This window comes from Micromonospora sp. CNZ299 (genome assembly GCF_002754415.1).
This window is the reverse complement of the sequence record NZ_PEFG01000001.1, coordinates 4,402,747-4,426,889: the sequence shown is the minus strand read 5'-3', so window position 1 is coordinate 4,426,889 and position 24,143 is coordinate 4,402,747. Positions and strand designations below refer to the sequence as shown.

At 71.5% G+C, this 24,143-nt stretch carries 23 protein-coding genes, 1 pseudogene and 1 riboswitch; of the genes and pseudogenes, 10 read left to right on the top strand and 14 right to left on the bottom strand.

Annotated features, from left to right (window positions below):
* Positions 1–88: 88 nt before the first annotated feature.
* Positions 89–760: a LysM peptidoglycan-binding domain-containing protein gene (locus CLT68_RS20000; protein ID WP_099852859.1), complete on the bottom strand. Its 672-nt coding sequence runs from the start codon at positions 758–760 to the stop codon at positions 89–91.
* A riboswitch (cyclic di-AMP (ydaO/yuaA leader) is annotated at positions 761–933 on the bottom strand.
* Between the two features lie 154 nt (positions 934–1,087).
* Positions 1,088–1,354: a ThuA domain-containing protein gene (locus CLT68_RS33400; RefSeq protein ID WP_486482447.1), complete on the bottom strand. Its 267-nt coding sequence runs from the start codon at positions 1,352–1,354 to the stop codon at positions 1,088–1,090.
* A 208-nt stretch (positions 1,355–1,562) separates the two neighbouring features.
* Here CLT68_RS33400 and CLT68_RS19990 point away from each other — a divergent pair, with 208 nt between their 5' ends.
* Complete coding sequence (locus CLT68_RS19990; RefSeq protein ID WP_099852857.1) at positions 1,563–2,108, top strand: nitroreductase family protein; 546 nt, start codon at positions 1,563–1,565, stop codon at positions 2,106–2,108.
* A gap of 66 nt (positions 2,109–2,174) precedes the next feature.
* Here the strand turns inward: CLT68_RS19990 and htpG are convergent, their stop codons facing one another.
* Positions 2,175–4,103, bottom strand: coding sequence for a molecular chaperone HtpG (gene htpG, locus CLT68_RS19985; protein WP_099852853.1), 1,929 nt, complete (start codon positions 4,101–4,103; stop codon positions 2,175–2,177).
* Between the two features lie 150 nt (positions 4,104–4,253).
* Between htpG and CLT68_RS19980 the strand changes: the two genes are divergently transcribed.
* A complete protein-coding gene (locus CLT68_RS19980) occupies positions 4,254–4,952 on the top strand; it encodes an SDR family oxidoreductase (protein ID WP_099852851.1) in 699 nt (232 codons plus the stop codon).
* A 63-nt stretch (positions 4,953–5,015) separates the two neighbouring features.
* On the opposite strand, the gene CLT68_RS19975 is transcribed toward CLT68_RS19980, so the two are convergent.
* A complete protein-coding gene (locus CLT68_RS19975; protein WP_099852848.1) occupies positions 5,016–6,773 on the bottom strand; it encodes a M28 family peptidase in 1,758 nt (585 codons plus the stop codon).
* 204 nt (positions 6,774–6,977) lie between these two features.
* Here CLT68_RS19975 and CLT68_RS19970 point away from each other — a divergent pair, with 204 nt between their 5' ends.
* A complete protein-coding gene (locus CLT68_RS19970) occupies positions 6,978–9,773 on the top strand; it encodes an ATP-binding protein (protein ID WP_099852845.1) in 2,796 nt (931 codons plus the stop codon).
* A gap of 69 nt (positions 9,774–9,842) precedes the next feature.
* Here CLT68_RS19970 and CLT68_RS19965 read toward each other — a convergent pair whose 3' ends face one another.
* The gene (locus CLT68_RS19965) at positions 9,843–10,601 is read right to left on the bottom strand and encodes a hypothetical protein (RefSeq protein ID WP_099852842.1); all 759 of its coding nucleotides are present in this window, start codon (positions 10,599–10,601) and stop codon (positions 9,843–9,845) included.
* Entirely contained in the window at positions 10,598–11,098 is a 501-nt protein-coding gene (locus CLT68_RS19960; protein WP_099852839.1) for a SigE family RNA polymerase sigma factor, read from the bottom strand. The genes CLT68_RS19965 and CLT68_RS19960 overlap by 4 nt, the downstream gene beginning before the upstream one ends.
* Positions 11,099–11,236: 138 nt before the next feature.
* Here CLT68_RS19960 and CLT68_RS19955 point away from each other — a divergent pair, with 138 nt between their 5' ends.
* Entirely contained in the window at positions 11,237–12,076 is an 840-nt protein-coding gene (locus CLT68_RS19955; protein ID WP_099852836.1) for a DUF3152 domain-containing protein, read from the top strand.
* A gap of 16 nt (positions 12,077–12,092) precedes the next feature.
* Here the strand turns inward: CLT68_RS19955 and CLT68_RS33395 are convergent, their stop codons facing one another.
* The 3 genes and pseudogenes from CLT68_RS33395 to CLT68_RS33885 form a co-directional block, all read right to left on the bottom strand.
* Positions 12,093–12,743 carry a hypothetical protein gene (locus CLT68_RS33395; RefSeq protein ID WP_199177094.1) on the bottom strand — a complete coding sequence of 217 codons (651 nt, stop codon included), beginning with the start codon at positions 12,741–12,743 and terminating at the stop codon, positions 12,093–12,095.
* 125 nt (positions 12,744–12,868) lie between these two features.
* A complete protein-coding gene (locus tag CLT68_RS33890) occupies positions 12,869–13,558 on the bottom strand; it encodes a S1 family peptidase (RefSeq protein ID WP_486482446.1) in 690 nt (229 codons plus the stop codon).
* Positions 13,559–13,576: 18 nt separating this feature from the next.
* Positions 13,577–13,984, bottom strand: a pseudogene (locus CLT68_RS33885) (snapalysin family zinc-dependent metalloprotease); the annotation flags it as partial.
* Positions 13,985–14,291: 307 nt separating this feature from the next.
* On the opposite strand from CLT68_RS33885, the gene CLT68_RS19945 reads away from it, so the two are divergent.
* A complete protein-coding gene (locus CLT68_RS19945; protein WP_099852833.1) occupies positions 14,292–14,855 on the top strand; it encodes an AMIN-like domain-containing (lipo)protein in 564 nt (187 codons plus the stop codon).
* Between the two features lie 95 nt (positions 14,856–14,950).
* Here the strand turns inward: CLT68_RS19945 and CLT68_RS19940 are convergent, their stop codons facing one another.
* The 5 genes from CLT68_RS19940 to CLT68_RS19920 form a co-directional block, all read right to left on the bottom strand.
* Positions 14,951–16,138 (bottom strand): RNA polymerase sigma factor, encoded by a 1,188-nt coding sequence (locus CLT68_RS19940; RefSeq protein WP_099852829.1) that lies wholly within the window; start codon positions 16,136–16,138, stop codon positions 14,951–14,953.
* A 21-nt stretch (positions 16,139–16,159) separates the two neighbouring features.
* Positions 16,160–16,513 (bottom strand): YciI family protein, encoded by a 354-nt coding sequence (locus tag CLT68_RS19935; protein ID WP_088947882.1) that lies wholly within the window; start codon positions 16,511–16,513, stop codon positions 16,160–16,162.
* Between the two features lie 39 nt (positions 16,514–16,552).
* Positions 16,553–16,966 (bottom strand): DUF6069 family protein, encoded by a 414-nt coding sequence (locus tag CLT68_RS19930; protein WP_099852827.1) that lies wholly within the window; start codon positions 16,964–16,966, stop codon positions 16,553–16,555.
* Positions 16,967–17,183: 217 nt separating this feature from the next.
* Positions 17,184–18,011, bottom strand: coding sequence for a peptidoglycan-binding domain-containing protein (locus CLT68_RS19925; RefSeq protein WP_099852825.1), 828 nt, complete (start codon positions 18,009–18,011; stop codon positions 17,184–17,186).
* A 127-nt stretch (positions 18,012–18,138) separates the two neighbouring features.
* Entirely contained in the window at positions 18,139–18,513 is a 375-nt protein-coding gene (locus CLT68_RS19920; protein ID WP_099852822.1) for an L-rhamnose mutarotase, read from the bottom strand.
* A 284-nt stretch (positions 18,514–18,797) separates the two neighbouring features.
* Here CLT68_RS19920 and CLT68_RS19915 point away from each other — a divergent pair, with 284 nt between their 5' ends.
* From CLT68_RS19915 to CLT68_RS19895, 5 genes are all read left to right on the top strand, one after another.
* Positions 18,798–19,478 (top strand): response regulator transcription factor, encoded by a 681-nt coding sequence (locus CLT68_RS19915; RefSeq protein WP_088951700.1) that lies wholly within the window; start codon positions 18,798–18,800, stop codon positions 19,476–19,478.
* Between the two features lie 14 nt (positions 19,479–19,492).
* Positions 19,493–20,929, top strand: coding sequence for a sensor histidine kinase (locus tag CLT68_RS19910; protein ID WP_099852820.1), 1,437 nt, complete (start codon positions 19,493–19,495; stop codon positions 20,927–20,929).
* Positions 20,926–21,834 (top strand): Gmad2 immunoglobulin-like domain-containing protein, encoded by a 909-nt coding sequence (locus tag CLT68_RS19905; RefSeq protein ID WP_099852817.1) that lies wholly within the window; start codon positions 20,926–20,928, stop codon positions 21,832–21,834. Before CLT68_RS19910 ends, CLT68_RS19905 begins: the two co-directional genes overlap by 4 nt.
* A gap of 124 nt (positions 21,835–21,958) precedes the next feature.
* On the top strand, positions 21,959–22,603 hold the full coding sequence (locus tag CLT68_RS19900; protein WP_099852815.1) for a TetR/AcrR family transcriptional regulator: 645 nt from the start codon (positions 21,959–21,961) through the stop codon (positions 22,601–22,603).
* A 37-nt stretch (positions 22,604–22,640) separates the two neighbouring features.
* Positions 22,641–24,134, top strand: coding sequence for an MFS transporter (locus CLT68_RS19895; protein WP_099852812.1), 1,494 nt, complete (start codon positions 22,641–22,643; stop codon positions 24,132–24,134).
* Positions 24,135–24,143 lie beyond the last annotated feature (9 nt).

The following is a 24,143-nucleotide window of genomic DNA, read 5'->3' as shown; positions in this document are numbered from 1 at the left end:
CACCACACGTACGAACGCTCGGCCGGTGACCCGGCCGAGCGTTCGTGTGTCATCCGTCAGAGGCTGAGCCGCTGACGCGGGAAGACCGTCAGAGGCTGAGCCGCTGACCCGGGAAGATCAGGCCCGGGTCGGCCCCGATCAGCTGCCGGTTGTGCTCGTAGAGCGACTGCCAACCGCCGGTCACCCGGTGGCTGTCGGCGATCTCCGACAGGGTGTCGCCCGGCTTGACCAGGTACGTCTGGCCGCCCGTGGTCGGCGCGGTGCGCTCGTGGTTGCGGGTCGCCGGCTGCTCCCGCCGCGAGGGCCGCTCCTGCTGCTCGGTGGGCTTCGCCGTGGACTTCGCGGTGGGCTTCTGCGTGGACTTCGTCGACGGCTTCGCGGTGGAGCCGCTCGACGAGCCGCCCTTCTTGCCGCAGGTCGGCCACGCGCCGATGCCCTGCCCGTCGAGCACCTTCTCGGCGATGGCGATCTGCTCGCCGCGGCTGGCCAGGTCGGCGCGGGCGGCGTACTTCTTGCCGCCGTAGCCGGCCCAGGTGCTCTGGGAGAACTGCAGGCCACCGTAGTAGCCGTTGCCGGTGTTGATCTTCCAGTTACCGCCGGACTCGCACTTGGCGATCGCGTCCCAGTTGACCGCGGCCTGCGCGGGGGCGGCCGGGCCGAAGAGGGCGACAGCACCGGTGACCGCACCGACGGCCAGGGTGCCGACGGCGAGACGGCGGGTGGTGACCCGTCGGTGACGGGGCGTGTAGACAGACGTCATGTGAACTTCCTCCACGCCGGCGAGGTGAGCTGTCGGGTTCGGGCCGAGGAGCCCGGCCGCACGATGGCGGCTTCACCCCGAGGTGACGTGCACCGAGGAACGTTTGGGTCCCCCGCTCCTGCCCGGGTGACTGGGTTCCACCGACCGGGGGCAGGATTTGGCGTTGCCGGCCGTGGTGTCCGCAGTGGCGAACCCGACCGACGTTAGGCACGGTCGGTGACGATCGCCCAACCCCTGTGAAGTTCTTCACCGGGGTACGCGGGGCGTCACCCCCAGCGGTTGCGGGCGGCCGGTCGGTGTGCAGTGACCACCGTGGACCGTTGCGGATCAGATGCGGTGACGGAGCCAGAGCACGATGCGCCGCAGCAACTCGACGTGCCCCGGCGACTCGTACGACAGCGCGTCGTGACCGAGTGCGTTGTAGACGATCCGGCTGCTCCCGGCCGTGCGCGCCCACACGAGCGGGTGGGTGTCGCCACCCTCGTCGTGGACGTAGAGAGTCTCGACGTCGACGCCGTCGAGCAACTCCAGGTCGGTGTAGCGCTCGTCGTGCACCTCGAAGTCCACGAGACCGGTAGTGATCGGGTGCTCGATGCGCTGGCGTTCACCACCAGGAGGCGGGCGCCGTCGAGCGCTGCCGCGAGTTGGTCGACGGTGGTCACGATCGCCACCGGGCCCGCGTCGCCGACGAGCTTGGCGATCGCCGCGCTGGTCTCGGACAACGGGTGCCAGGGATCGGCGTGCGGGCCCTCCCCGCTGAAGATCACTGTGTCGACCGGCATGACCGTGCTCCGCTCTTCATTTGGACGGTTTTCGAAATCACGAAATCAACAGGCAACGCTGGGACTTCATCTTCGTCGAGGATCCGCGGACCCGGGCCGCCGTCGCCCGACTGTGGCGACTCGGGCTGATGGCACCGCCACCCGCGTCGGGCGGCACCGGGCCGGCCTTCAGCAGGATGGACTTCGCCTCCGAGCAGTGGGGCCGGATCGCCGGCAGCCTGCAACACCTGGCGGATCACCTGCACGAGGTGCCGCTGCTGCTCATCCCCTGTCTGCGGGTCGAGTCCCGCGCCGAGCTGGCCAGCGTGCGCGGGCAGGCCGGGGCCTGGGGTTCGGTCATCCCGGCGTTCTGGAGCTTCATGCTGGCCGCTCGGGAACGCGGGCTCGGCACCGCGTGGACCACGAGCCATCTCAGCTACGAAAGGGAGATGGCAGACCTGCTCGGCATCCCCTACGACACCGTCGTGCAGGTGGCGCTCACGCCGGTGGCGTTCACCCTGGGCACCGACTTCAAGCCCGGTCCGCAGGCCGACGCGGACGGGTTCGCCCACTGGAACCGCTGGTAGCCGGCCGCCGCCGGCGGCGGGCCACCCGGTGACCCGGGAAGCCCGCCGCTTGGCGGGGTACGCCAGCTACAGGGTGCGCGCCAGCCGGTCGGCGAGCGTCCGGGTGAAGCGGGCCGGGTCGGTCAGCTCACCGCCCTCGGCGAGCACCGCCAGGCCGTAGAGCAGCTCGGCGGTCTCGGTCAGGGCCGCCTGGTCGCTGCCCTGCTCGTGGGCCTTGCGCAGCCCGGACACCAGCGGGTGACCGGGGTTGATCTCCAGGATCCGCTTGGTCGGGGGAACCTCGTGCCCCATCGCCCGGTACATCTTCTCCAGGGTCGGCGTGAGGTCGTGGGCGTCGCCGACGACGCAGGCCGGCGAGGTGGTCAGTCGCGACGACAGGCGCACCTCCCGGACGCTGTCGGTCAGGGTGGTGCCCAGCCAGTCGAGCAGGGCGGCGAACTCCTGCCGCTGCTGCTCGCGCTCGGCCTCGGCCTGCTGCTTCTCCTCGTCGGTGTCCAGGTCGATCTCGCCCTTGGCGATGGACCGCAGCGGCCGACCGTCGTACGCGCCGACCCGCTCGACCCACACCTCGTCGACCTGGTCGGTGAGCAGCAGCACCTCGTGGCCCTTGGCCCGGAACGCCTCCAGGTGCGGCGAGTTCTCGATGGCGGCCCGGGACTCGCCGGTGGCGTACCAGATGTCGCTCTGGCCGTCCTTCATCCGTGAGACGTAGCCGGCCAGGTCGGTGGGCTCGGCGGGGTCGTGGGTGGAGGCGACCGACAGGAGGTCCAGCAGGGTGTCGCGGTTGTCGGTGTCGTCGATCAGCCCTTCCTTGACCACCGCGCCGAACTCGGTCCAGAAGGTGCGGTACCTCTCGGCGTGGTTGGCCTTGAGGTCCTTGACCGTGGCGAGGATCTTCTTCACCAGGCGACGGCGGACGATCTGGATCTGCCGGTCCTGCTGGAGGATCTCGCGGGAGATGTTCAGCGACAGGTCGTGCGCGTCGACCACGCCCTTGACGAAGCGCAGGTAGGTCGGGACCAGCGCCTCGCAGTCGTCCATGATGAAGACGCGCTTGACGTAGAGCTGGACGCCGCGGCGGCCCTGCGGGGAGAACAGGTCGAGCGGGGCGTGGCTGGGCAGGAACAGCAGCGCCTCGTACTCGAAGGTGCCCTCGCCCTTCATGTGCACGACCTCGAGCGGGTCGGCCCAGTCGTGGCTGACGTGCTTGTAGAACTCGTTGTACTCCGCGGCGTCGACCTCGTCGCGGGGTCGAGCCCAGAGTGCCTTCATCGAGTTGAGGGTCTGCACCTCGCTGGTGGCGGCCTCGCCGTCGGCGCCAGGCCGCTCGACGCTCATCCGGATCGGCCAGGCGATGAAGTCGGAGTATCGCTTGACGATCTCCCGGACGGTCCACTCGGCGGTGTAGTCGTGCAGGTTGTCCTCGGTGTCGACCGGCTTGAGGTGCAGGGTCACCGTGGTGCCCTGCGGCGCCTCGTCGACCGACTCGATCGAGTAGGTGCCCTCGCCGGTGGACTCCCAGCGGGTGCCGCCGGTCTCGCCGGCCTTGCGGGTCAGCAGGGTGACCCGGTCGGCGACCATGAACGCGGCGTAGAAGCCGACGCCGAACTGGCCGATCAGGTCCTGCGAGGCGTGGGCGTCGGCGGATTCGCGCAGCTCGCGCAGCAGCTCGGCGGTGCCCGACTTGGCGATGGTGCCGATCAGCTGGACGACCTCGTCGCGGGTCATCCCGATGCCGTTGTCCCGCACGGCGAGGGTACGGGCGTCCCGGTCGACCTCGAGGGCGACGTGCAGGTCGTCGGTGTCGGCGACGAGGTCCTTGTCGACAAGCGTGGCCAGTCGCAGCTTGTCCAGGGCGTCGGACGCGTTCGAGATGAGTTCCCGCAGGAAGACGTCCTTGTTCGAATAGATCGAGTGGACCACCAACTGGAGGAGCTGACGCGCCTCGGCCTGGAATTCCAACGTTTCGGCCTGGTTGCTCACACCGTCTCCCATCTCGGCTCGTGCGGAGGTTCGCGGAAAGGATACGAGCCATCACCGGCAGGGTTGTGGCCGCCTCGGGGTCGCATTCCCGATTCAGGGGGGTCACCGTCGTGACGTAGCTGACTTTGGTAAACGTAAGTCAGGTCGGATAGCGTGACGGCCATGAAGATCGCTGGAAGCACCGCTCTCGTCACCGGCGCCAACCGTGGCCTCGGCCGACACCTGGCCGCCGAACTCCTCGCCCGGGGCGCCACCGTCTACGCCGGCGCCCGCAACCCCGACAGCGTCGACCTGCCCGGCGTGACACCGGTCCGCCTCGACATCACCGACCCCGCCTCGGTGGCCGCAGCCGCCGAGCTGGCCGGGAACGTGAACCTGCTGATCAACAACGCCGGCATCGACACCCGGACCGATCTGCTCGACGGCGACCTGGACCTCGTCCGGCTGGAGCTGGAGACCCACTACATCGGCACCCTCTCGACTGTCCGGGCGTTCGCGCCGGTCATCGCCGGCAACGGCGGCGGAACGATCCTCAACGTGCTCTCCGTGCTGTCCTGGTTCGGCTTGCCGATCCACGGGGCCTACAGCGCCGCCAAGTCCGCCGAGTGGTCGATGACCAACGTCCTTCGCGTCCAGCTCGCCGAGCGGGGCATCCGGGTCGCCGGCCTGCACGTCGGCTACCTGGACACCGACATGGCCGCCGACGTCACCGGCCCGAAACTGGACCCGGCGACGATCGCCCGGATCGGGGTGGACGGCATCGAGGCCGACGCGTACGAGATCCTCGCCGACGATCTCAGCCGCCAGGTGCAGGCCGGGCTGGCCGGCGGCGTCGCCGCGCTCTACCCGCAGCTCCCCTGACCCGCAACGCGACGAGCCGCCGCCGGGAAGCCCCGGCGGCGGCTCGCTTCTGCGGGTACGCGGTCAGCTCGCCTGCAACGTCACGTCGTCGATCACGAAGCTGGTCTGCAACGACGAGTCCTCGGTGCCGGTGAACGTGAGCGTCACCGTCTGCCCGGCGTACGCGGCAACGTTGAGCGTGCGCTGGACGTAGCTGGTGGAGGCGTTGAGGTTCGAGTACGTCGCCAGCGTGGTCGAGCCCATCCGCACGGTCAGCTTGTCGTACGCCGTGGACGTGGTCGTCTCGGCGGTGTCGATGCGAGTCCAGAACGACAGCGTGTAGCTGGCGCAGCCGGCGGGCACTGTCACCGACTGGGACAGGGTCTCGGTGCGGGTGCTGCCGTACCCGTTGAGCCACGCCTTGTATGACCCGGTCCGGGCCGGCTTGCTGCTGGAGTTGGTGATAACGCCGGAGGACGCCGTCCACACTGTGGCGCCGCTCTCGAAGCCGCCGTTGCCGATCACCTGGGTGGCCGCACAGCCGCCGGTGCCGGTCACGGTGAGAGTGAGGGTGGCGCTGCGGGTGACCGAGCCGGTGCCGGTGACCGTCACTGTGAAGGTGCCGGTCGCGGCGCTTGACGACGCGGTGAGGGTCATCGTCGACGAGCCGCCGGAGGTCACCGAGGACGGGCTGAACGAGACGCTCACCCCGCTGGGGGCGCCGGAGGCGGAGAGGCTGACCGACTGCGCCGAGCCTGCCGTGGTGGCGGTGGCCACCGTGGCGGTGGTGCTGGCGCCCCGCGCGACGGTGCGCGTCGTGGGGCTGACCGCGACGGAGAAGTCGTTGGTGGGGGTGCCGCCGCCAACGGCGAGCTGCCACAGCGCGTACGCGACACCGTCGGCCGCCCTGTTCAGCACCGTCGCGCTGACGTTGGCGGTGGTGTCACAGGCGCGGTGGTAGCAGGGGTCGTACGCCGAGTTGGCGGTGCCGCCCCACTTGGCCGCCTGGGAGCTGGTCTTGCGGGCGCTGGCCCCGGCGGCGTAGCCCGAGGTGGGGATGCCGGCCTGCTGGAAGTAGTAGTCGTCGGAGCGGCCCTGGCCCTCGACGTTCTCCTCCGGCGCAAGGCCCAACGAGTCCCAGTACGCCTTCAGCGGCGCCGCCGTGGTCGAGGTGACCCGGTTGATGAAGTAGCCGCCGTTGACCGAGCCGACCATGTCGAAGTTGTAGTAGCCCTTGATGTAGCCGCGCTGGGTGGTGTTGAGCGAGTTGACGTAGAACCGGGAGCCGTTGAGCCCCTGCTCCTCGTCGGTCCACCAGGCGAACCGGACCTTCTTCGTCATGGTCGGGTTCTGCGCGGCCAGGACCAACGCGTTCTCCAGCAGGGTGGACGAGCCGGTGGCGTTGTCGTTGATGCCGGGGCCGGCCGAGACGCCGTCGAGGTGGGCGCCGAACATGACCACCTGGTCGGTCGGGCCGCCGGGCCACTCGGCGATCAGGTTGTTCGAGGGGTACGTGCAGCTGGAGCAGTACTGCTCGCTGACGGTGTAGCCGGCCGACTGGAGCCTGGTCTTGACGTACGTGAGCGAGGCGGTGTAGCCGGCCGAGCCGGCCCTGCGGTTACCGCCGTTGCTGGTGGCGATGCTGTTGAACTGGGTGAGGTGGGCCTGGACGTTGCTGACGGAGATGTCCGGTGCTGCCAACGCGGCGGCGGTCGCGGCGATCGGCCGGGCCTCCGTCATCGTGGTCATGGGCGACGCGGCTACCGGCTGGGCAGCCAGCGTCACCGTCATTCCGGCGAACACGGCAAGCGCGATTCCCGCGCTCAGCGTTCTGCCTCTCATGGGGGCTCCTCGGGGGTTGGAGAGATACCCGAGACACTTACAGATGTCGATCCTTTGAGCATCGGTCGTTCGTCCCGAACCGCCGCCGCTTCGACGGTGGGTACCGGCGGCGGCACAGGTGAGTAGAGGTGCCAGGATGGGTAGGTAACGCCAGCAGGGGTCGTCGGGCCCGGAACGGGGGCTAGCGATGGGGCCGGGTCGAGCGTGACACGACCCAGCATCGACCTGTTCAGCGGCGGCGGTGACACCGGTCGGCTGATGGCGGAGCTGGACTGGGCCCGTACGCCACTGGGTCCGGTCAGCGGATGGCCACAGAGCCTGCGCGCCGCGGTCCGGCTCGTGCTCTCCTCCCGCTACCCCATGCTGCTGCTCTGGGGCGACGACTTTTCCCAGCTCTACAACGACGCGTACTCCACCCTGATCGGCGACAAGCACCCCGCCGCGCTCGGCAACGACGTGCGGGTGACCCTGGCCGAGGGCTGGGACGTGCTCGCCCCGCTGATCGAGCAGGCCATGGCGACCGGGGTGGCCAGCTGGGTCCCCGCGCTGCAACTGCTGCTGGAGCGGGCCGGCTACCGCGAGGAGGCGTACTTCAGCGTCTCGCACGCGCCGGCCCGCGACGACGAGGGCCGCACCGTCGGGGTGTTCACCGTCTGCAGCGAGGTCACCGAGCAGGTGGTCGGCGAACGCCGTCTGCGCCTGCTGCGCGACCTGTCCGTTCTCGGCGACGGGCGCACCGTCGACGTGGACGCCACCGCCGACCGGCTGATCGACACGATCGACAGCCACCCGCTGGACGTGCCGTTCGCCGCCATCTACCTGCGCGACGGCACGGTGCTGCGGCGGCTCGCCTGCACGGGCGGCGACCAGGGACACGCGGGGGCACTCCCGGGCACCGTCGAGCTGGCCGACCCCGGCCCGGTCGCATACGCCTGGGGGCTGCCGGACGCCGCCGAGGGCCGCCCGACCCAGGTGACCGAGGTCGCCGACCGGCTGCCAGTGCCCGCCGGCCCGTGGGGCGACCTGGTCCGCACCGCGCTGGCGCTGCCACTCCCCTCCGGCGACGAGGACCAGCCGCTCGGTGTTCTGCTGGCGGGGGTCAGCCCCAGCCAAGGGCTCGACGAGGCGTACCGGTCCTTCAACCAGCTGCTGGCGCAGCAGATCTCCGTGGCGCTGCGCAACGCCCAGGAGTACGAGGAGGAGCGGCGCCGGGTCGAGGCGTTGGCCGAACTGGACCGGGTCAAGACCGACTTCTTCGCCAACGTCAGCCACGAGTTCCGTACCCCGTTGACCCTCATGCTCGGCCCGCTGGCGGACGCCCTCACCGACGCCACAGCGCCCCTGGCCCCCGTGCAGCGGGAGCGGGTGGAGACCGCGTGGCGCAACGCCACCCGACTGTTGACGCTGGTCAACAGCCTCCTCACCTTCAGCAGCCTGGAGGCCGGGCGGGCCCGCAGCGACGCCCGTGCGGTCGACCTGTCCGCGCTCACCACCGAGCTGGCCGGCGTGTTCCGGGCCGCCGTCGAGCGGGCCGGGCTGACCCTGGAGGTGGCCTGCCCACCGCTGCCACGGCCGGTCACCATCGACCCGGTCAACTGGGAACGCATCGTCACCAACCTGCTCTCCAACGCTCTGAAATACACGTTCATCGGCCGGATCCGGGTCACCCTGGACACCGACGACGAGGAGGTACGCCTCACCGTCGCCGACACCGGCATCGGCATCGGCGACCAGGACCTGCCGAAACTCTTCGAACGCTTCCACCGGGTGCGGGGGGCCCGCTCACGCAGCCACGAGGGCACTGGCATCGGCCTGGCCCTGGTGCACGAGTTGGCCCGGCTGGAGGGCGGCGAGGTCCGGGTGGCCAGCCGGGTGGGCGTCGGCAGCACCTTCACCGTGGCGCTTCCCTGGTCGGCGGCGCGCCGAACGGCGTTGACCGGCCCGCCGGTGGACGGGCGGGGCGACGCCGCCCGCGCCGCTGTCGAGGAGGCGATGGGTTGGCTCGCCGAACCGGACGGCAGTGTGACGGAGCCCGACCGTACGATCGGCCCGGCGGTGGACGAGCTGGCCGGCTCCCGGATCCTGGTCGCCGACGACAACAGCGACATGCGGGCGTACCTCACCCGGCTGCTCACCGGGCAGGGCTGGCGGGTACGGGCCGTCACCGACGGCCGGCAGGCCCTCGACGAGATCCACCGAGAGCGGCCAGACCTGGTCCTGACCGACGTGATGATGCCGGTGATGGACGGCTTCGACCTGCTGCGCAGGCTGCGCGCGGACCCGGCGACCCGGGCACTGCCGGTGCTGGTGCTCTCGGCCCGTGCCGGCGGTGAGGCCAGCGTGGAGGGCCTGAGCCTGGGCGCCGACGACTACCTGGTGAAGCCGTTCGCCGCGACCGAGCTGATCGCGCGGATCCGCGCGGCCATCCGGCGAGCCCGCGACCGCATCGCCGCCAATCCCGCGACGGTCGACGCCGCATCGGCGACGACGCGACCAGCCGAGGTCACCGCCACCGCACCGGCTTCGGCGGTCGAACCCGTCGGCGACACGTCCGTGGTGCCGGCGGCTCCGGCCGACCGGAACGGGCTGGGCGACGTCCTGGGCGACGGGTTGGGCGACGTACTGGACGTCAGGTGGGCGTACCCGTCCGCACCCACCTCGGCCGCGATGATGCGTCGGGACGTCCGGCGGACGCTCGGCGACCTCGACGTCGACCCGGACGTGCTGGAGGATCTGCTGCTCGCCGCGTCCGAGGCGATGAACAACGCCGTCGAGCACGCGCAGCGGCCCAGCCGTCCGGAGGTGCGGGTGCGGGTCCAGGTCGGTGCCGGCCTGGTCCGGATCTCGGTGCGGGACTTCGGCACCTGGCGGGACCGGCGACCGGCGATGGACCGGGGACGCGGCGCGCTGCTGATGAACGCGTACGGCGACGTACGGCTGGTCTCCACCCTCGAGGGGACGACGGTGACCATCGAGCGCCGGTTGGCCGAACCGGCCTGAGCGACCGTTGGCCGAACCGGCCCGAGCGACCCTTGGCCGGTCCGGCCCGAGCAACCAGCCGGCAGCGTGTCAGAGTCGGCGGCCGTTGGCGTCGCGGGCGATGATGCCGTCGAGCCGCTGCCCCGGGGTCAGTTCGGCCGGGTCGAACCAGAAGATGAGCACCTGCTTGTCCTCACTCCAGCGGGCCAGTCGGGCATCGACCTGCCGGGCACCCACCGTGCCGACGATTCGCTGGGCGGGGCCGACGAAATAGCCGAAGGTGGGCACCGGCACTGTCGACGAGCGCTCGTCGTAGGCGATCTGATGAAACCCCGGGCTGCGGTCAGCTCCGTCGACGTCGTTGACCAGGATGTCCGTGGTCAGCATGCCGTCCGGAGCGCGGCGACCGGCGGCCAGCCCGACGGACACCTTGGGCTCGCCGGGCACGGAAACCCCGACGAAGTAGTAGACCCGCTGGTCGGCGCCGTGTCGCACCTCGCTGTCGATCACCTGGCCCAGGGGCTTCGGGGGCGGGACATCGCGGGCCACCGTCGGCGGCGGGGTGGGCTCCAACCAGGCCGACGCCGTCGGCGAGGCACCGGCCGGTGGTGGAGCGACAGCGACCGGCGGCGGACGCTCGGGCGTCGGCGGGCCGCCCGGCGACGTGCCGACCGCCACGACGGCGACAGCGGCGGCCACGCCGGCCGCGAGCGTCGCAGCACCGGCGCCGGCAACCCGCCGACGGATCCGCAACCGCCGCCCCTCGCGCATCACCGCGGCCAGATCGAGCGATGTGGCGGGGCGTTCGGTGTCCCGCATGGCCTGGCGGAGCCGTTCCAGCTCGCTCATCGGCGCGCCTCCTCGTCGGATGTCCGCGGCCCGGCGGTGCGCAGCTTCTCCAGGGCTCGTGAGCTGGTGCTCTTGACCGTGCCGACGGACACGGCGAGTTCCCGGGCCACCTGCGCCTCCGGAAGGTCGAAGTAGTAGCGCAGCACGACGATGGCCCGCTCCCGGGGGCTGAGCGCGCCGAGGATGGTGATCAGCCAGCGCCGGGTGGTCACCTCGTCGGCCACGTCGCCGCGCCGCTGCTCCGGCACCTCCTCGGTCGGGTACTCCCGCAGCGGCCGCCGCCACCCGTCGACCAGGTGGTTGACCAGGGTGCGGCGCGCGTACCCGTAGGCGTCGTCGTCGTGGATCCGGGACCACGAGGCATAGGTACGGGCCAGCGCGGTCTGCGCGGCGTCCTCGGCCTGGTGGTGGTCGCCGGTCATCAGGAAGGCGGCGTGCACGAGTCGCGCGGACGCCGCCCTCGCGAACTCGACGAACTCCGCGTCACCCCGCGCCACCGTGAACCCTCCCCCGTGCCACAAGCTATGGACGGGTCAGGTCGGCAGAAGGTTGAGCGGTGGGTCACATCAACTTTTCGCCACGGTCACCCGTCTTCTCCTCCGCGCCGCCACCGAGCGACGCGCGAGGGGAGAGACATGTCGACGAAGGTTACCCACCGGTGGCGTATCGCCTCGGCGGCGTTGCCGGTGGTGGTGGCACTGCTCACCGGATGCGGAGGGCCGGCTGCCGGGCAACCCCCGACCGGTGCCGGCCCCGCCGCCGGGCCGCCCACTGGGGCTGTCACCGGGCGACCGGCCGGGGTCGCCGACGTGACGCCCGGTTCCGCGCCTGCCGTCCCGATCAGCTATCCCGCCGCCGGCGGCAACCGCTGGTCGGCGGCGCCCGGCGAGGCGGCGCCCGGCGAGGCGGCGCCCGGACGCCCGGGCGACGGCCGGTTGCTGCGGTACCGGGTCGTCGTGGAGCGGGACATTCGGGGGCTGCCGGTGGGCGACATCGCCGCGGCGATCACCGCGACGTTGAACGACCCACGCGGGTGGACGGCCGGCGGGGCGTGGCGGCTGCGCCGGGTGGGTGCCGGCGAAGCCACCGACTTCACCATCTATCTGGCCACCCCCGGCACCCGCGACACCCTCTGCCAGGACGTGCCCGACGGCTACACCTCGTGCCGCAACGGTGGCCGCGTGGTGCTCAACGTGGCGCGCTGGGTCAAGGGCGTCCCGGGCTACGGTGCGAGCCTGGCCACCTATCGGCAGTACATGGTCAACCACGAGGTGGGGCACAAGCTCGGGTTGGGTCATGAGCGGTGTCCGGGGCGGGGCCGGCCGGCGCCGGTAATGCAGCAACAGACGTTGGGCCGGCACGGCTGCACAGCGAACGCCTGGCCGTACCCGGAGGGTGAGGTCCGCTACAGCGGACCGGTCGGTGCCTACGACGACGAGATCCCGCGACGCGAGGATGCCTACTCGGGGCAGTGAGGCCGATGGGCGCGCCTCATGGAGTGGGGCGACCGCGCTCCTGGGCGAGCCGCTCGTCCAGCCGGCCCAGCTCGTAGATCGCGTTGAGGCTGGTCGGCAACCGGCTGACATTGTCCGGCACGGGTCCAGGATCCGGCGCGGGTGCGGGATCGGGCGCGGGTGCGAGATCCGGCGCGGGTGCGGCGGCGGGGGCCGACGGACGGCGGCGCAGGAGCCACACGGCCAACACGACCATGGCAGCCAGGACCAGCACGTAGGACACCGGCGGCCAACTGTCGCGGGCGGGGCTGGCGAGCGTCGGCGGGGTGACCGGAGCGGGAGGGGCACCGTCACGGCGGGGCACGGTTGCCTCCCGGGTGCCGGTGACCTCGCCACCGGCGGGGCGAGCCGGTGCGACCGGAGCGGCCGGGACCTGGACGGCGGCCGACGACCCCGCGGGCGTGGGGGCCGCGGTTGGCCGCACCGGGCTGGGCTGGTCAGTGACCGCCGTCGGGCTCGGCGTGGAGGGCGCGGTTGGCGCGGTGCTCGGCGGGTCGCCGCCATCGAGGAGGTCGTCGACGATCCGGCCGACGCCACCGAGGAGGTCAGCGACCGGACCTGGGGTGGCCGACGGGGACGGCGTGGGCGCGAGAGCGAGGGTCAGCGCGAGGGCGACGAGGGCAGGCATGGGTCCACCTCGGATGTGTCGAGATGCCACGCACCGTATCCCATGGGCGACAGCGTGGGGTTACCCCAACACGCCGCGAGCGGGGACGCGTCGTGCGCGCGTCCCCGCTGCACTGTCCTTGATGGTCAGACGGGCAGACCCCCGACCTGGGTGGAGATCCAGGACCGGATGGACGGCAGGTCGACGTAGATGGACGGGCCGGTGGCGCAGGTGGAGTTGTTGTTGCCGGCCCGGCTGGTGGCGCCGATCAGGTTCCACACTCCGTTGACGCGGCGCACCTGCGGCCCACCCGAGTCGCCGTAGCAGGCGCCGGAATTGCCGTTGGTGTTGTTGGTGCAGATCTCGTACGGGCCGTTGATGCCGGAGCACCGACTGTCCGCCACGATGGACGTGTCCAGCTCGTTGGCGACCGCCGGTGCCGATCCGCAGCCCCGGGGCGCGCAGGTCTGGCCCCAGCCGATGATCCGGGTGACGGTGCCGACCGCGCCGGAGGTGCTCGGGATCGGCGCCGGGGCGTACGTGACCGAGCTGGCCAGTTGCAGCAGCTTGACGTCGACGCTCGGGTGGTTGACCGCACGGGTCACCCGCACCACCGTCCCGCCGCTGGAGCGGTTGACGCTGCCCACCCGCACCGAGGACGGCGTCGAGCAGTGCTTGGCGGTGACCGCCCAGTTGCCCTTGATCAACGTGCCGGTGCAGCCGGAGACGTAGACCATGAACGGGTAGTTCTCCGACGCCGGTCGGCCGCCGACCACCAACGGTTCGATGTCGGAGTCGCCGGTCCAGGTGTACGTCGTGCTGGCCGGCGCGGCCAGGCTGCCGGCGAACAGCGAGTTCACCCGGCTCGCCTCGGTCGAGCTGGGGTTGGCGTTGCGGCAGGACACCGGGGCGCTGCTGCCGGACATCAGGTCGGTGCACAGGCCGGTACGCCGGTCCGGCAGGCCCAGGATGTGCCCGATCTCGTGGGCGGCGATGCGGTTACGGTCGTAGCCCTGGTTGACGGCCGTGCGGCCCATCCAGATCCGTCCCGAGCCGAGGCCGGTCGGCTGCGCCCGGGGCCAGCCGTCGTCGACGTAGATGGTGATGCTGGCCGGGGTGCCGGCCAGCAGTCGGACGTTGCTGACCCGGCTGTTCCAGATCTGTGCCGCCTGGTCAAAGTTGGTGCGGAACTCACCGGTCCGGCTCGCGTCGTAGTAGACCGTCCGTACGGCGGCGGCCGGAGCGCCCGTGGCGAGCTGCACCCCGGCTGCCGCCAGCACGGCCACCAGCATGGCCATCGCCGTACGTCTCAGTTGTCGTCGGAACATCACGCACTCCCCTACGGTCGCCCGGCGGCCACCGGCCACCGGTCATCGATGTACGTGAATGCTAGAGCCCGGGCGACCGATGTCCGACATAGCGGAAGCGTCATACCGCCGAGGAAATCCGCTGTTACGCGGCGGTTACGTCGTGGCGAAGTGCCCGTGCCGAGAAGGGACGACGGTGGCGGCAGAGGGCCACCGGCAGCGCCGCCGCCACGTGGTCCCGAATCTCGAACGGAGAACCACGATGAGGATCAGAAGCGCACTGACGGCGATGGTGGTCGTCCTCGCCGGGCTGCTCGTCGGCGCGGGCAGCAGCACCGCGGCGGGCACCACGACCGGGTCGGCGTACTGCGGCATCACCTGGGGCAGCGCGGAGAAGTCGGCCGGCGCGCTCAGCGACGCCCCGCTGGTCGACGTCCGCACCGGTCGGCACGACTGCTACGACCGGGTGGTGTTCGAGTTCGCCGGCCCGGTCGATGGTTACGCGGTCGGCTACGGCGAGACGTGGACCGAGGGCGAGGGGCTGGCGTTGTCGCCGTACACCGCGGGAGGGGCGCTGCTGCGGGTGTCGCTGCGCGCACCGGCGTACGACGACGCACACCAGGGCACCGTGCCGTACGCGGTCGGTGAGCACGTCGCGAACCTGCTGCGCTACCCGACACTGCGTGACGTCGTCTTCGGCGGCAGCTTCGAGGGCTACAGCACCTTCGCGGTCGGCGTACGGGCGCGGTTGCCGTTCCGCACGTTCGTCCTCGCTGGCCCCGGCGGACACAGTCGGGTCGTGCTCGACGTGGCCCACCAGTGGTGATCCCCTAACGGACACCGAGCCGCCCCGGCAGAGCCGAAGCCGTCGAGGCTGGAGAAGACGTCGACGGTGTAGGTGGCGGTCATGATGTTGTCCGTTCACGGGTGACTCAGTGCGGTACGACGGGTCCGCAGGTAGGCCCGCTCGGTCTCGTTGGTGGCCAGTGCCACGGCCTGGTCGTAGGCGGCTCGTGCCTCGTCGTCGCGTCCGAGCCGGGCGAGCAACTCGGCCCGGGTGGCGGGCAGCCGGTGGTAGCCCGGGAGGTCGACACCCTCCAACGCGGCGAGGGCCACCGCCGGCCCGTGCACCTCGGCGACGGCGACGGCACGGTTGAGCGCGACGACCGGCGTTGGCGTGATCACGAGGAGCTGGTCGTACAGTGCCAGGACCTGTGGCCAGTCGGTGGCGGCGCCGTCGGTGTGCACCGCGCTGATGGCGGCCTGGATCTGGTACGGGCCGGGCCGGTTGCGCCGCAGGCAGCGGCGGACCAGGTCGTGGCCCTCGGCGATGAGTGGCCGGTTCCACAGTGACCGGTCCTGGTCGGCCAGCAGCACCAGCTCGCCGGTCGCGTCGAGCCGCGCCGGGCGGCGGGCCTCGGTCAGCAGCAACAGGGCGAGCAGGCCCAGGACCTCGGGCTCGTCGGGCATCAACGCGGCAAGTTCGCGGGTGAGCCGGATCGCCTCGGTGCACAGGTCCGTTCTGATCAACGGCCCGGCGGTGGACGCGTACCCCTCGTTGAACATCAGGTAGAGCACGGTGAGCACCGGCGGCAGCCGGTCCGGCAGCTCATGTTCGGCGGGCACCCGGTACGGGATGTTGGCGTCCCGGATCTTCTTCTTGGCGCGCACGATCCGCTGGGCGACGGTGGCCTCCTGGACCAGGTACGCCCGGGCGATCTCCGATACGTCGAGGCCACCGAGCAGGCGCAGCGTGAGGGCGGTCCGCGCGTCGGGAGCGAGCGCCGGGTGGCAGCAGGTGAAGATGAGTCGCAGCTGGTCGTCCTTCACCGGTCCCACCTCTCGCGGCTCGTCCTGGTGGTGCAGCAGCAGGGCCTGGGCGTGCCGGGCCTCGCGGGTCGACTCCCGGCGGAGCCGGTCGACGGCGCGGTTGCGGGCGGTGGTCACGATCCAGGCACCCGGGTTGGGCGGCGGGGTCTGCCACTTCTGCAACGCCGTGGTGAAGGCGTCCTGGACCGCCTCCTCGGCGAGGTTGATGTCACCGAGGACGCGGGCCAGGGTGGCGACGCAGCGGCCGTACTCCGCGCGGTAGATGCTCGCCAGGTCCATGTCGGCTGATCGACTCCCTGTTCAGGCCTGGGACAGGTCGTCGAAGGGGCGCACCTCGACCGGGCCGCAGGCCGCCGCGCACTTCTCGGCCCAGGCGAGCGCCTGGTCCAGGTCCTCGCACCTGATGACCCAGAACCCGGCGATGTGCTCCTTCGTCTCGGCGAACGGCCCATCGCTCATGGTGGTGGCGCCGTTCTCGACCCGGACGACGGTGGCGCTGTCCGGCGAGAGGAGCCCTCCGCCAAAGACCCAGGCGCCTGCGGCCAGCATCTCGTCGTTGATCCGGCCGGTTTCCGCGAACATGGTCTGCATCTCCTCGTCGGACGGGGCTGGCGCGCCCTCGACGAAGTGCACGGACAGCAGGTACTGCTTCATGACGTTCCTCCGGTAGGTCGACGGGTGGGTTGCGGCAGGTCAGGCGGCCAGGCGGCGCGCGACGGCGGGGATCACGATCACGGCCGCGACCAGGTGGGTGAGCATCAGCAGCGCCTTGGTGCCCGCCCCGGCGTCCGCGATCACGTCCGGCACCAGCGACAGGACGGTGAGCACCACGGTCGTGCGGACGAACGTGCGCCGCGGACGCCGGGCGAAACGGGACAGCAACGCGGCGAGGAGCACCCCGACCAGCGAGAATACGGCGGTCAGCACGCCGAACCCGGTCACCGGGATCGGCGCGTCGGCCACGTCGAGGCTGATGCCTGCCGCGTGGCCGACGGCGGCGACGGCCATGGTGGCGGCGCTCGCGGCGACCGTGGCGATGAGACCGGTACGAATCAGCGCGCCGAAGGTCGACGTGGTGGTGGGAGTGGTGGTCGCTGTGCTGGTCATCGTGCCCTCCAGTGGGTGCGTGGCCCGCTGTTGTGCCGGGCTCTCACCAGGGCTACGAAGAGGATCAACCCCAATCGACAGGACCGCCAGAATCTTTTCGAAGACTTGATCGACTCGACGTTGGTGAAGTCGCGGTGTCCGGACACCGCGGATGCCCCGACTGTCACGAACGCGAGTGGATCATGCTCCGGCCACGGTCATGGGAGGACCGTGAGCCTCAGAGCGTGCGCTGGTATTCCTCCCAGGTCCGCTTGGGGCTGACTGCCGGCCCGTCATCGGCGCCCCGGTTGGCCAGGCCGTTACGACCGAGGTAATAGTCGCCGGCCTGGTTCTGCGCACCTGTCGACTGGTCGGTGTCGGACAGCGCGATGGCGTGGATGTGATAGCCCCAGTCCCCCTGGGCCGGGGTCCGCAGCCACGCGGCGAAGCCCACAGTCCGCAGGCGACGCAGCACATCCGTTCGCACGGCTGAGGAGAGCCCGCTGACCGAGAGATCGAGCGCACCGCCGCCGTCGTGCGTGCCGGCGGATGCGCCCACACCGCTGCTGTACGAGCCCTGCGTGATGCCGAGCTGACGGCCGAGCAGGCGTTCGGCCTCGAACAGCATCGACCTGGTGCGCGTGTTGACCTGCACACCGCGCAGGGTCACCACGCTGCCTGGTGAGATCGCCCTGACCACTGTGTAACGCCCCTCGCCGAGCGACCGCAGCGACGACGGGCCGGGCAGGCCGGTCGCGTCGAGACCGGTGTAGCCGAGGGACCGCTGGTACGCCGCGTACGCGGCGATCGTGCTGGTGCCGAAATGCCCGTCGACGTACGTCGACGACAGCAGCCCTCTCGCCTGGAGGGCACGCTCCACCAGCAGGACGCTGTCCTTGGCCCCGTCGGTGAGCGCGGTGTCCGGCCGACGCGGGTCGATCTGCGCCGCCTTGATCAGCGCTTCCATGTCCAGCTGCGGCAACGCGGCAGTGGCCGAGTTGGCCAGCGGTACGGCGCCGACCACCGCCGCACCGGCAGCGACGAGCAGGCTTCTTCTGGTGAGCACGCTTCCTCCGTAGGATATTGACCGATCTACACCAACGAATGAAGCTAGTCTTCAATGCGGGAGCGGAGTTGTCACCCCGCCGGGGCGTACGAAAGTCCGCGGCGCTGCCGTCGTAGCTCCGTGTCAGCTAGCTGCCGGAGCCCTGCCCGGCCGGGTCGGGTGCCTGCTCGACGGCCTCGTCGGCCAGGTGCCAGACCTCCCGCATCGACGCCCACCAGTCCCCCGAGCCGGGCTCGGCGAGCGACTCCTGACACGGGTCGGTCAGCTTCCACCACTCCTGTGTCTGCGGGTCCGCAGCGATGAGCCGCAGGTCGGCGTCGTAGTCGTCGCCGACGTACTCGTAGTAGCCGAAGAGCAGGTCGTCGTGGAGGAAGATGGTGTAGTTGCGGAAGTTCGCCTCGCGCAGCGTCTGCTCGACGCTCGGCCAGACGGTGGCGTGCAGCCGAAGATAGGTCTCCCGTTGCTCCGGTCGGAGTCGGATCACGCAGCCGTGACGTTGCACGTCGTGCCCCTTCGTGTGAACTGGTCGGATCGAGGCGGCCCGCGGGCCACCGGCAACGGCACGCGCCGTCCGCCGCCGATGGGCGTGGCGGTCGGTACGCGCTGACCGCCGGATCAGCCGGTGTGCTGATCCGAGCGATCGATGATCTCAGTAGCCCACGTCGAGATCAACGCTCGGCCCGGTGCGAGGTGGGGTTGTCGGTGCCGCTCAACGGTCCGGCCGGTCCGTGGAACCCGACCGTTTCGCCAGGCTGCGCACCGTGGCGGCGGGTCTACTCTCGGGTGATGGAGGGCCGCGTGCTGGTGGTCGAGGACGACGCCTCCATCCGGGAGGTCACCGCCCTCGGACTGCGCCGCGCCGGCTTCCGGGTCGACACCGCCGTCGACGGGCGGCAGGCCCTCGCGGCGTGGCGAGCCCACCCGGTCGACCTGATCGTGCTCGACGTCATGCTGCCCGGTCTGGACGGCCTGGACGTCTGCCGGGAGATTAGGCGTACCAGTCAGGTGCCGATCCTGATGCTGACCGCGCGCACTGACACCATCGACGTGGTGGTCGGGTTGGAGTGCGGCGCCGACGACTACCTGCGCAAGCCCTTCGACCTGCCCGAGTTGGTGGCCCGGGTCCGCTCGGTGCTGCGCAGAATGAGCGCTACCGCCCCGTCCACCATCATCGAGGTCGGCAGCCTGGAGATCGACCCGGGCAGCTTCGTGGTCCGTCGGCACGGCCGGGAGGTGGCGCTGACCGCCACCGAGTTCCGGCTGTTGCTGGAGCTGGCCCGCCGACCCGGCCAGGTCTTCACCCGGGAGTTGCTGCTGGACCTGGTCTGGCACCACGACTTCCTCGGCGACTCCCGGCTGGTCGACGTGGCGGTGCAACGGCTGCGCTCCAAGATCGAGGAGGACCCGGCGCAGCCACGGTTGGTCCGTACCGTGCGTGGCGCCGGCTACAAGCTGTCGGTGGGCTGACGGGAGGGTCGGCGATGGCCGGACGCGCGGTGACCCCGGGCCGCCTGCGGCGTCGGCTGACCATCGCGTTCGTCCTGGTCGCGGGCGTCTCGGCCGGCCTGCTCGCCGGTGGGACCGGGCTGCTGCTGCGGCAGTCCTGGTGGGACGCGTCGCTGCAGGAGGCAGCCGCCGACGCCCGCTACCAACTCGTACTCGCCGGACAGTTCCTCCCGCTGACCGAGCAACGCAGCACCGACCTGCTCACCAGCTTCGAGGCCAGCGGCCGGCACGTGGTGCTCGTCGACGGACCGAGCCGCCCCTCGCACCCCGCGTACGCCCCGACGCTGGGCACCGGGTTGCGGGCCACCGTCGCGGGTGGACAGCTCGGATACCAGCGCTCCGCGCCGGCGCAACGTCCTCGGCTGCTGGTGGTCGGCGGGCGCATCCCCGGCTCGACCGCCGAGCTGTACGTCCTCACCGTGGAGGACGACGTCGCCACCGACCTGGGTCAGCTGCGTAGCGCGCTGGTGGCGGGCTGGGTGCTCGTGGTGCTGCTCGCCGCCGGGGTGGGTCACGCGCTGGCCCGACGCACGTTGGAGCCGGTGGGCCGGGCCAGCCGAGCCGCCCGGGCGCTCACCGAGGGTCTGCTCGACACCCGCCTGCCGGTGCGCGGGCGCGACGAGTTCAGCGTCTGGGCGGCGACGTTCAACGAGATGGCCGAGGCACTGGAGTCGAAGATCGCGGCACTGTCGGCCGCGCAGGCCCGTGAGCGGCGGTTCACCGCCGATGTGGCGCACGAGCTGCGTACCCCGGTGACCGCCCTGGTGGCCGCGGCGTCGCTGCTGGGTGAGCACCTCGACCAGTTGCCCGGCGATGCGCGACCGGCCGCGCGGTTGCTGGTCGGCGACGTGGTCCGGCTGCGCCGGCTGGTCGAGGACCTGATGGAGATCTCCCGGTTGGATTCCGGCCGGGAGCAGCCGGCCGTCGGGTCCGTCAACGCGTCGGCGCTGCTGCACGGGATCGTCGCGACACGCGGTTGGTCGGAGCGGGTTCTGGTCAGCGGCGACGCGATCACGCTGCGCACCGACCCGCGCCGGCTGGAGCGCGTGCTGGCCAACCTGGTCGCCAACGCGGTCGAACACGGCGGCGGGGAGATCCGGGCAACCGTGACCGGGGCGGGCCCGGTGGTCGTCTTCGAGGTCACCGACCAGGGGCCGGGCATCCCGGTGAAGCACCTGCCCCACGTCTTCGACCGGTTCCACAAGGTCGACCCGTCCCGGTCCGCGCCGGGCAGCGGGCTCGGGCTGGCCATCGCCCGGGAACACGCCACAGTGCTCGGCGGTGTGCTGAGCGTCCGCAGCGAATCCGGCGCCGGCACCCGCTTCCGGCTGGAGCTGCCGGCGCACGGTCCCCCCGCGCCAGCGAGCGACCACGGCGAGCCGGCCGGCACGGCGGCGGGTGACAGCGCATGAGCCGGCACGGTGTGATCGCGTCGGTGCTCGTCGCCGGCCTGCTGGTGAGCGGGTGCGGCACCCCGCGCTCCGGGGCGCTCGGCCCGGCGCCCGCGGCGGCGCCGTCCAGCACGACGCCGTCCAGCGCGGCACCGCCGAGCACGGCCCCGCCGAGCGCCGCATCGACCGACCGTCCGGATCCGACCCCCTCGGCGGGGCCTCCACGATCACCCACGACGACCCCGCCCGGGCCGGCCGGCACCCGCGACACCGTGACCATCGAGCTGTGGCTCGTCCGCGCCGGGCAACTCGTGCCGACCAGGCGGGCCCGGCCGGCCACCCTGTCGACGTCCCGGCTGGCGCTGACCGAGCTGGCCGCCGGACCCACGCCGGCCGAGGCCGCCGCCGGGTTGACCACCCTCGTCCCGGCCGGCATCGAGGTCACCCGAATCACCGACGGCACGGCGACGCTGCGGGTGCCGGCTGTCGGCGACCCGGCGGAGCGGCGATTACGCGAGGCGCAGGTGGTGTGGACGCTCACCCAGTTCCCCACCGTGCGTCAGGTCAGCCTGGGCGGCGCGGGCCCGGTCGGTCGGCCGGCCTACGCGGACCTGCTGCCGCCGATAGTGGTGACCAGCCCGACCGCCGGTGAGCGGGTGGCCGCCCCGCTCGTCGTCACGGGCACCGCCACCGTGTTCGAGGCCACGGTGAGCGTGCGGGTGCTGGACGCCGCCGGCCGGGAGGTGGCCACCGGCTTCGGCACCGCCAGTTGCGGCAGCGGCTGCCGGGGTGGCTACCGCGTGGTGGTCGGCTGGCGGGCGGCTCGGGAGCAGCAGGGCACCGTCGAGGTGTACGAGGTGTCCGCCCTCGACGGTTCACGGATCAACACGACGGCGGTGCCGGTGATCCTCGCACCCGGTGCCTGACCAGCACGTTCACCCACCGGACTCCGCTCGGAAACGTAATCGTTTCGTTGACACCCTGCGACGCAACTCACGAAAGCCTGCATGTTCCCACCCTGGAGAACTAGTGTCAGTACGACATCGTTTCATGGGGGGTACGGGGATGCTGGGTGGTCAGCAGGTGGGCGGGGGTGCCGGAGTGCCGGCGGCCCGGGGCCCACGCTGCACCGACGGCGACCTGTTCGCCGTCGTCACCGACCTGCTGCGCGAGGTCGGCTACGACCGGATGACGATCGACGCCGTCGCCGCTCGCGCCCACGTCAGCAAGGCCACCATCTACCGGCGTTGGGACGGCAAGGCCGAGCTGGTCGTCGCCGCCCTGGGCGGCCGGCAGGTGGGGGTGCACAACCCGCCCGACACCGGTTCACTGCGCGGTGACCTGATCGAGTTGCTGCGCGCCACGGCGGCGATCTGTGTGGCCGACTGTGACCTCATGCAGGCGTTGACGTTCGCCATGCGGACCAACCCCGAGCTGGAACGCCTGGTACGCCGCCAGGTGCTGCCGGCCGGGCGGGTGGCGAGCACCGCCATCCTGGTCCGTGCCGCCGCCCGGGGGGAGATCCCGCCGGAGGCCGGCGAGCGCGAGTTGTTCCACGATCTGGCGCCCGCGCTCACCATGTCCCGCATCATCGCGCACGGCCTACCCGCCGATGACGCGTTCCTCACCCAGGTCGTCGACCAGGTGCTGATCCCGGTTCTCCGCTACCAGCACGACCGCCCGTCTCAGGCCTGATCTCTTTCTCGACATTCGCAACACGGAAGGCTTCACCATGCCCGGAACCACCTCGACCGCCCCCGGCGCGCCCGGCGCCGGGACGTCGACAGGAGCGCCGCACCCGCGGCGCTGGATCGCGCTGGCGGTCATCGCGGTCTCGCAGCTGATGGTCGTGCTCGACGCCACGATCGTGAACATCGCGCTGCCGCAGGCCCAGGCCGACCTGGGCATCACCGACGCGAACCGGCAGTGGGTGATCACCGCCTACACGCTGGCGTTCGGCGGGTTGCTGCTGCTCGGCGGCCGGATCGCCGACTACTGGGGGCGCAAGCGCACCTTCCTGGTCGGCATGACCGGGTTCGCGCTCGCCTCCGCACTGGGCGGCCTCGCCACCACCGGCGGCATGCTCTTCGCCGCCCGTGCGCTTCAGGGCGCCTTCGGCGCGTTGCTCGCCCCGGCGGCGCTGGCGCTGCTCACCGTCCTGTTCACCGAGGCCACCGAGCGGGCCAAGGCCTTCGCGGTGTACGGCGCGATCGCCGGCGGTGGCTCGGCGGTCGGTCTGCTGCTCGGTGGGGTGCTCACCGAGTACGCCGACTGGCGCTGGTGCCTGCTGGTCAACATCCCGGTGGCGGCCATCGCCATCGCCCTGGCCCTCCCGCTGGTGCCGGAGAGCCGGGCGCACGGCAACACCCGCTACGACGTGCCCGGCGCGATCGTGGTGACCGCCGGCCTGGTCTCCCTGGTCTACGGCTTCACCAAGGCCGCCGAGGACGGCTGGGACGCCGCCCAGACGCTCGGCTTCATCGCCTCCGGTGTGGCGCTGCTCGCCATCTTCGTGGTGATCGAGCTGCGCTCCAACCACCCGCTGCTGCCGCTGCGGATCATCCTGGACCGCAACCGGGGCGGGGCGTACCTCGCCTCGACGCTGATCGGCGCCGGCCTGTTCGGGGCGTTCCTGTTCCTGACCTTCTACTTCCAGGTGGTGTTGCAGTACAAGCCCCTCGAGGCCGGGCTCGCGTCGCTTCCGGTCACCGTCGGTGTGCTGATCGCCGCTGGTGGCGCCAGCCAGCTGATGCCACGGGTGGGTGCCAAGCCGCTGATGGTCGGCGGCGCCGTGCTCGCCGCCGTGGCCATGCTGGCGCTGACCCAGATCGACGTGGACACCTCGTTCCTCACCCTCCTGCTGCCCGCCCAGGTCATCCTCGGCATGGGCCTGGGCTTCACGTTCGTGCCGCTGTCCAGCCTCGCGCTGGTGGGGGTGCCGGAGCACGACGCCGGCGCGGCCAGCGCGACGCTGAACGCCACCCAGCAGATCGGCGGCTCGCTCGGCACCGCCCTGCTGAACACCATGTACACCAGCGCGGTCGCCGCGTACCTGGTCGGTCGGGTGCCGAACCCGGTCAACCAGATCGAGGCTCTGGTGCACGGCTACCGCGTGGCGTTCGCCTGGGGCGCGGCCCTGATCGTGCTCGCCGGGCTGGCCACCCTGGTCCTGGTGAAGGTGCGCAAGGAGGACATCCCGACCGGCAACACCGTGCACATGGGCTGAGCCGACCGA

Excerpts from the sequence above, each read along its gene's own strand:
- CLT68_RS20000 (WP_099852859.1), bottom strand. The coding sequence starts at position 760 with ATGACGTCTGTCTACACGCCCCGTCACCGACGGGTCACCACCCGCCGT.
- htpG (WP_099852853.1), bottom strand. The coding sequence starts at position 4,103 with ATGGGAGACGGTGTGAGCAACCAGGCCGAAACGTTGGAATTCCAGGCC.
- CLT68_RS19980 (WP_099852851.1), top strand. The coding sequence starts at position 4,254 with ATGAAGATCGCTGGAAGCACCGCTCTCGTCACCGGCGCCAACCGTGGC.
- CLT68_RS19975 (WP_099852848.1), bottom strand. The coding sequence starts at position 6,773 with ATGAGAGGCAGAACGCTGAGCGCGGGAATCGCGCTTGCCGTGTTCGCC.
- CLT68_RS19965 (WP_099852842.1), bottom strand. The coding sequence starts at position 10,601 with ATGAGCGAGCTGGAACGGCTCCGCCAGGCCATGCGGGACACCGAACGC.
- CLT68_RS19955 (WP_099852836.1), top strand. The coding sequence starts at position 11,237 with ATGTCGACGAAGGTTACCCACCGGTGGCGTATCGCCTCGGCGGCGTTG.
- CLT68_RS33395 (WP_199177094.1), bottom strand. The coding sequence starts at position 12,743 with ATGCCTGCCCTCGTCGCCCTCGCGCTGACCCTCGCTCTCGCGCCCACG.
- CLT68_RS19945 (WP_099852833.1), top strand. The coding sequence starts at position 14,292 with ATGAGGATCAGAAGCGCACTGACGGCGATGGTGGTCGTCCTCGCCGGG.
- CLT68_RS19940 (WP_099852829.1), bottom strand. The coding sequence starts at position 16,138 with ATGGACCTGGCGAGCATCTACCGCGCGGAGTACGGCCGCTGCGTCGCC.
- CLT68_RS19935 (WP_088947882.1), bottom strand. The coding sequence starts at position 16,513 with ATGAAGCAGTACCTGCTGTCCGTGCACTTCGTCGAGGGCGCGCCAGCC.
- CLT68_RS19930 (WP_099852827.1), bottom strand. The coding sequence starts at position 16,966 with ATGACCAGCACAGCGACCACCACTCCCACCACCACGTCGACCTTCGGC.
- CLT68_RS19915 (WP_088951700.1), top strand. The coding sequence starts at position 18,798 with ATGGAGGGCCGCGTGCTGGTGGTCGAGGACGACGCCTCCATCCGGGAG.
- CLT68_RS19910 (WP_099852820.1), top strand. The coding sequence starts at position 19,493 with ATGGCCGGACGCGCGGTGACCCCGGGCCGCCTGCGGCGTCGGCTGACC.
- CLT68_RS19905 (WP_099852817.1), top strand. The coding sequence starts at position 20,926 with ATGAGCCGGCACGGTGTGATCGCGTCGGTGCTCGTCGCCGGCCTGCTG.
- CLT68_RS19900 (WP_099852815.1), top strand. The coding sequence starts at position 21,959 with ATGGGGGGTACGGGGATGCTGGGTGGTCAGCAGGTGGGCGGGGGTGCC.
- CLT68_RS19895 (WP_099852812.1), top strand. The coding sequence starts at position 22,641 with ATGCCCGGAACCACCTCGACCGCCCCCGGCGCGCCCGGCGCCGGGACG.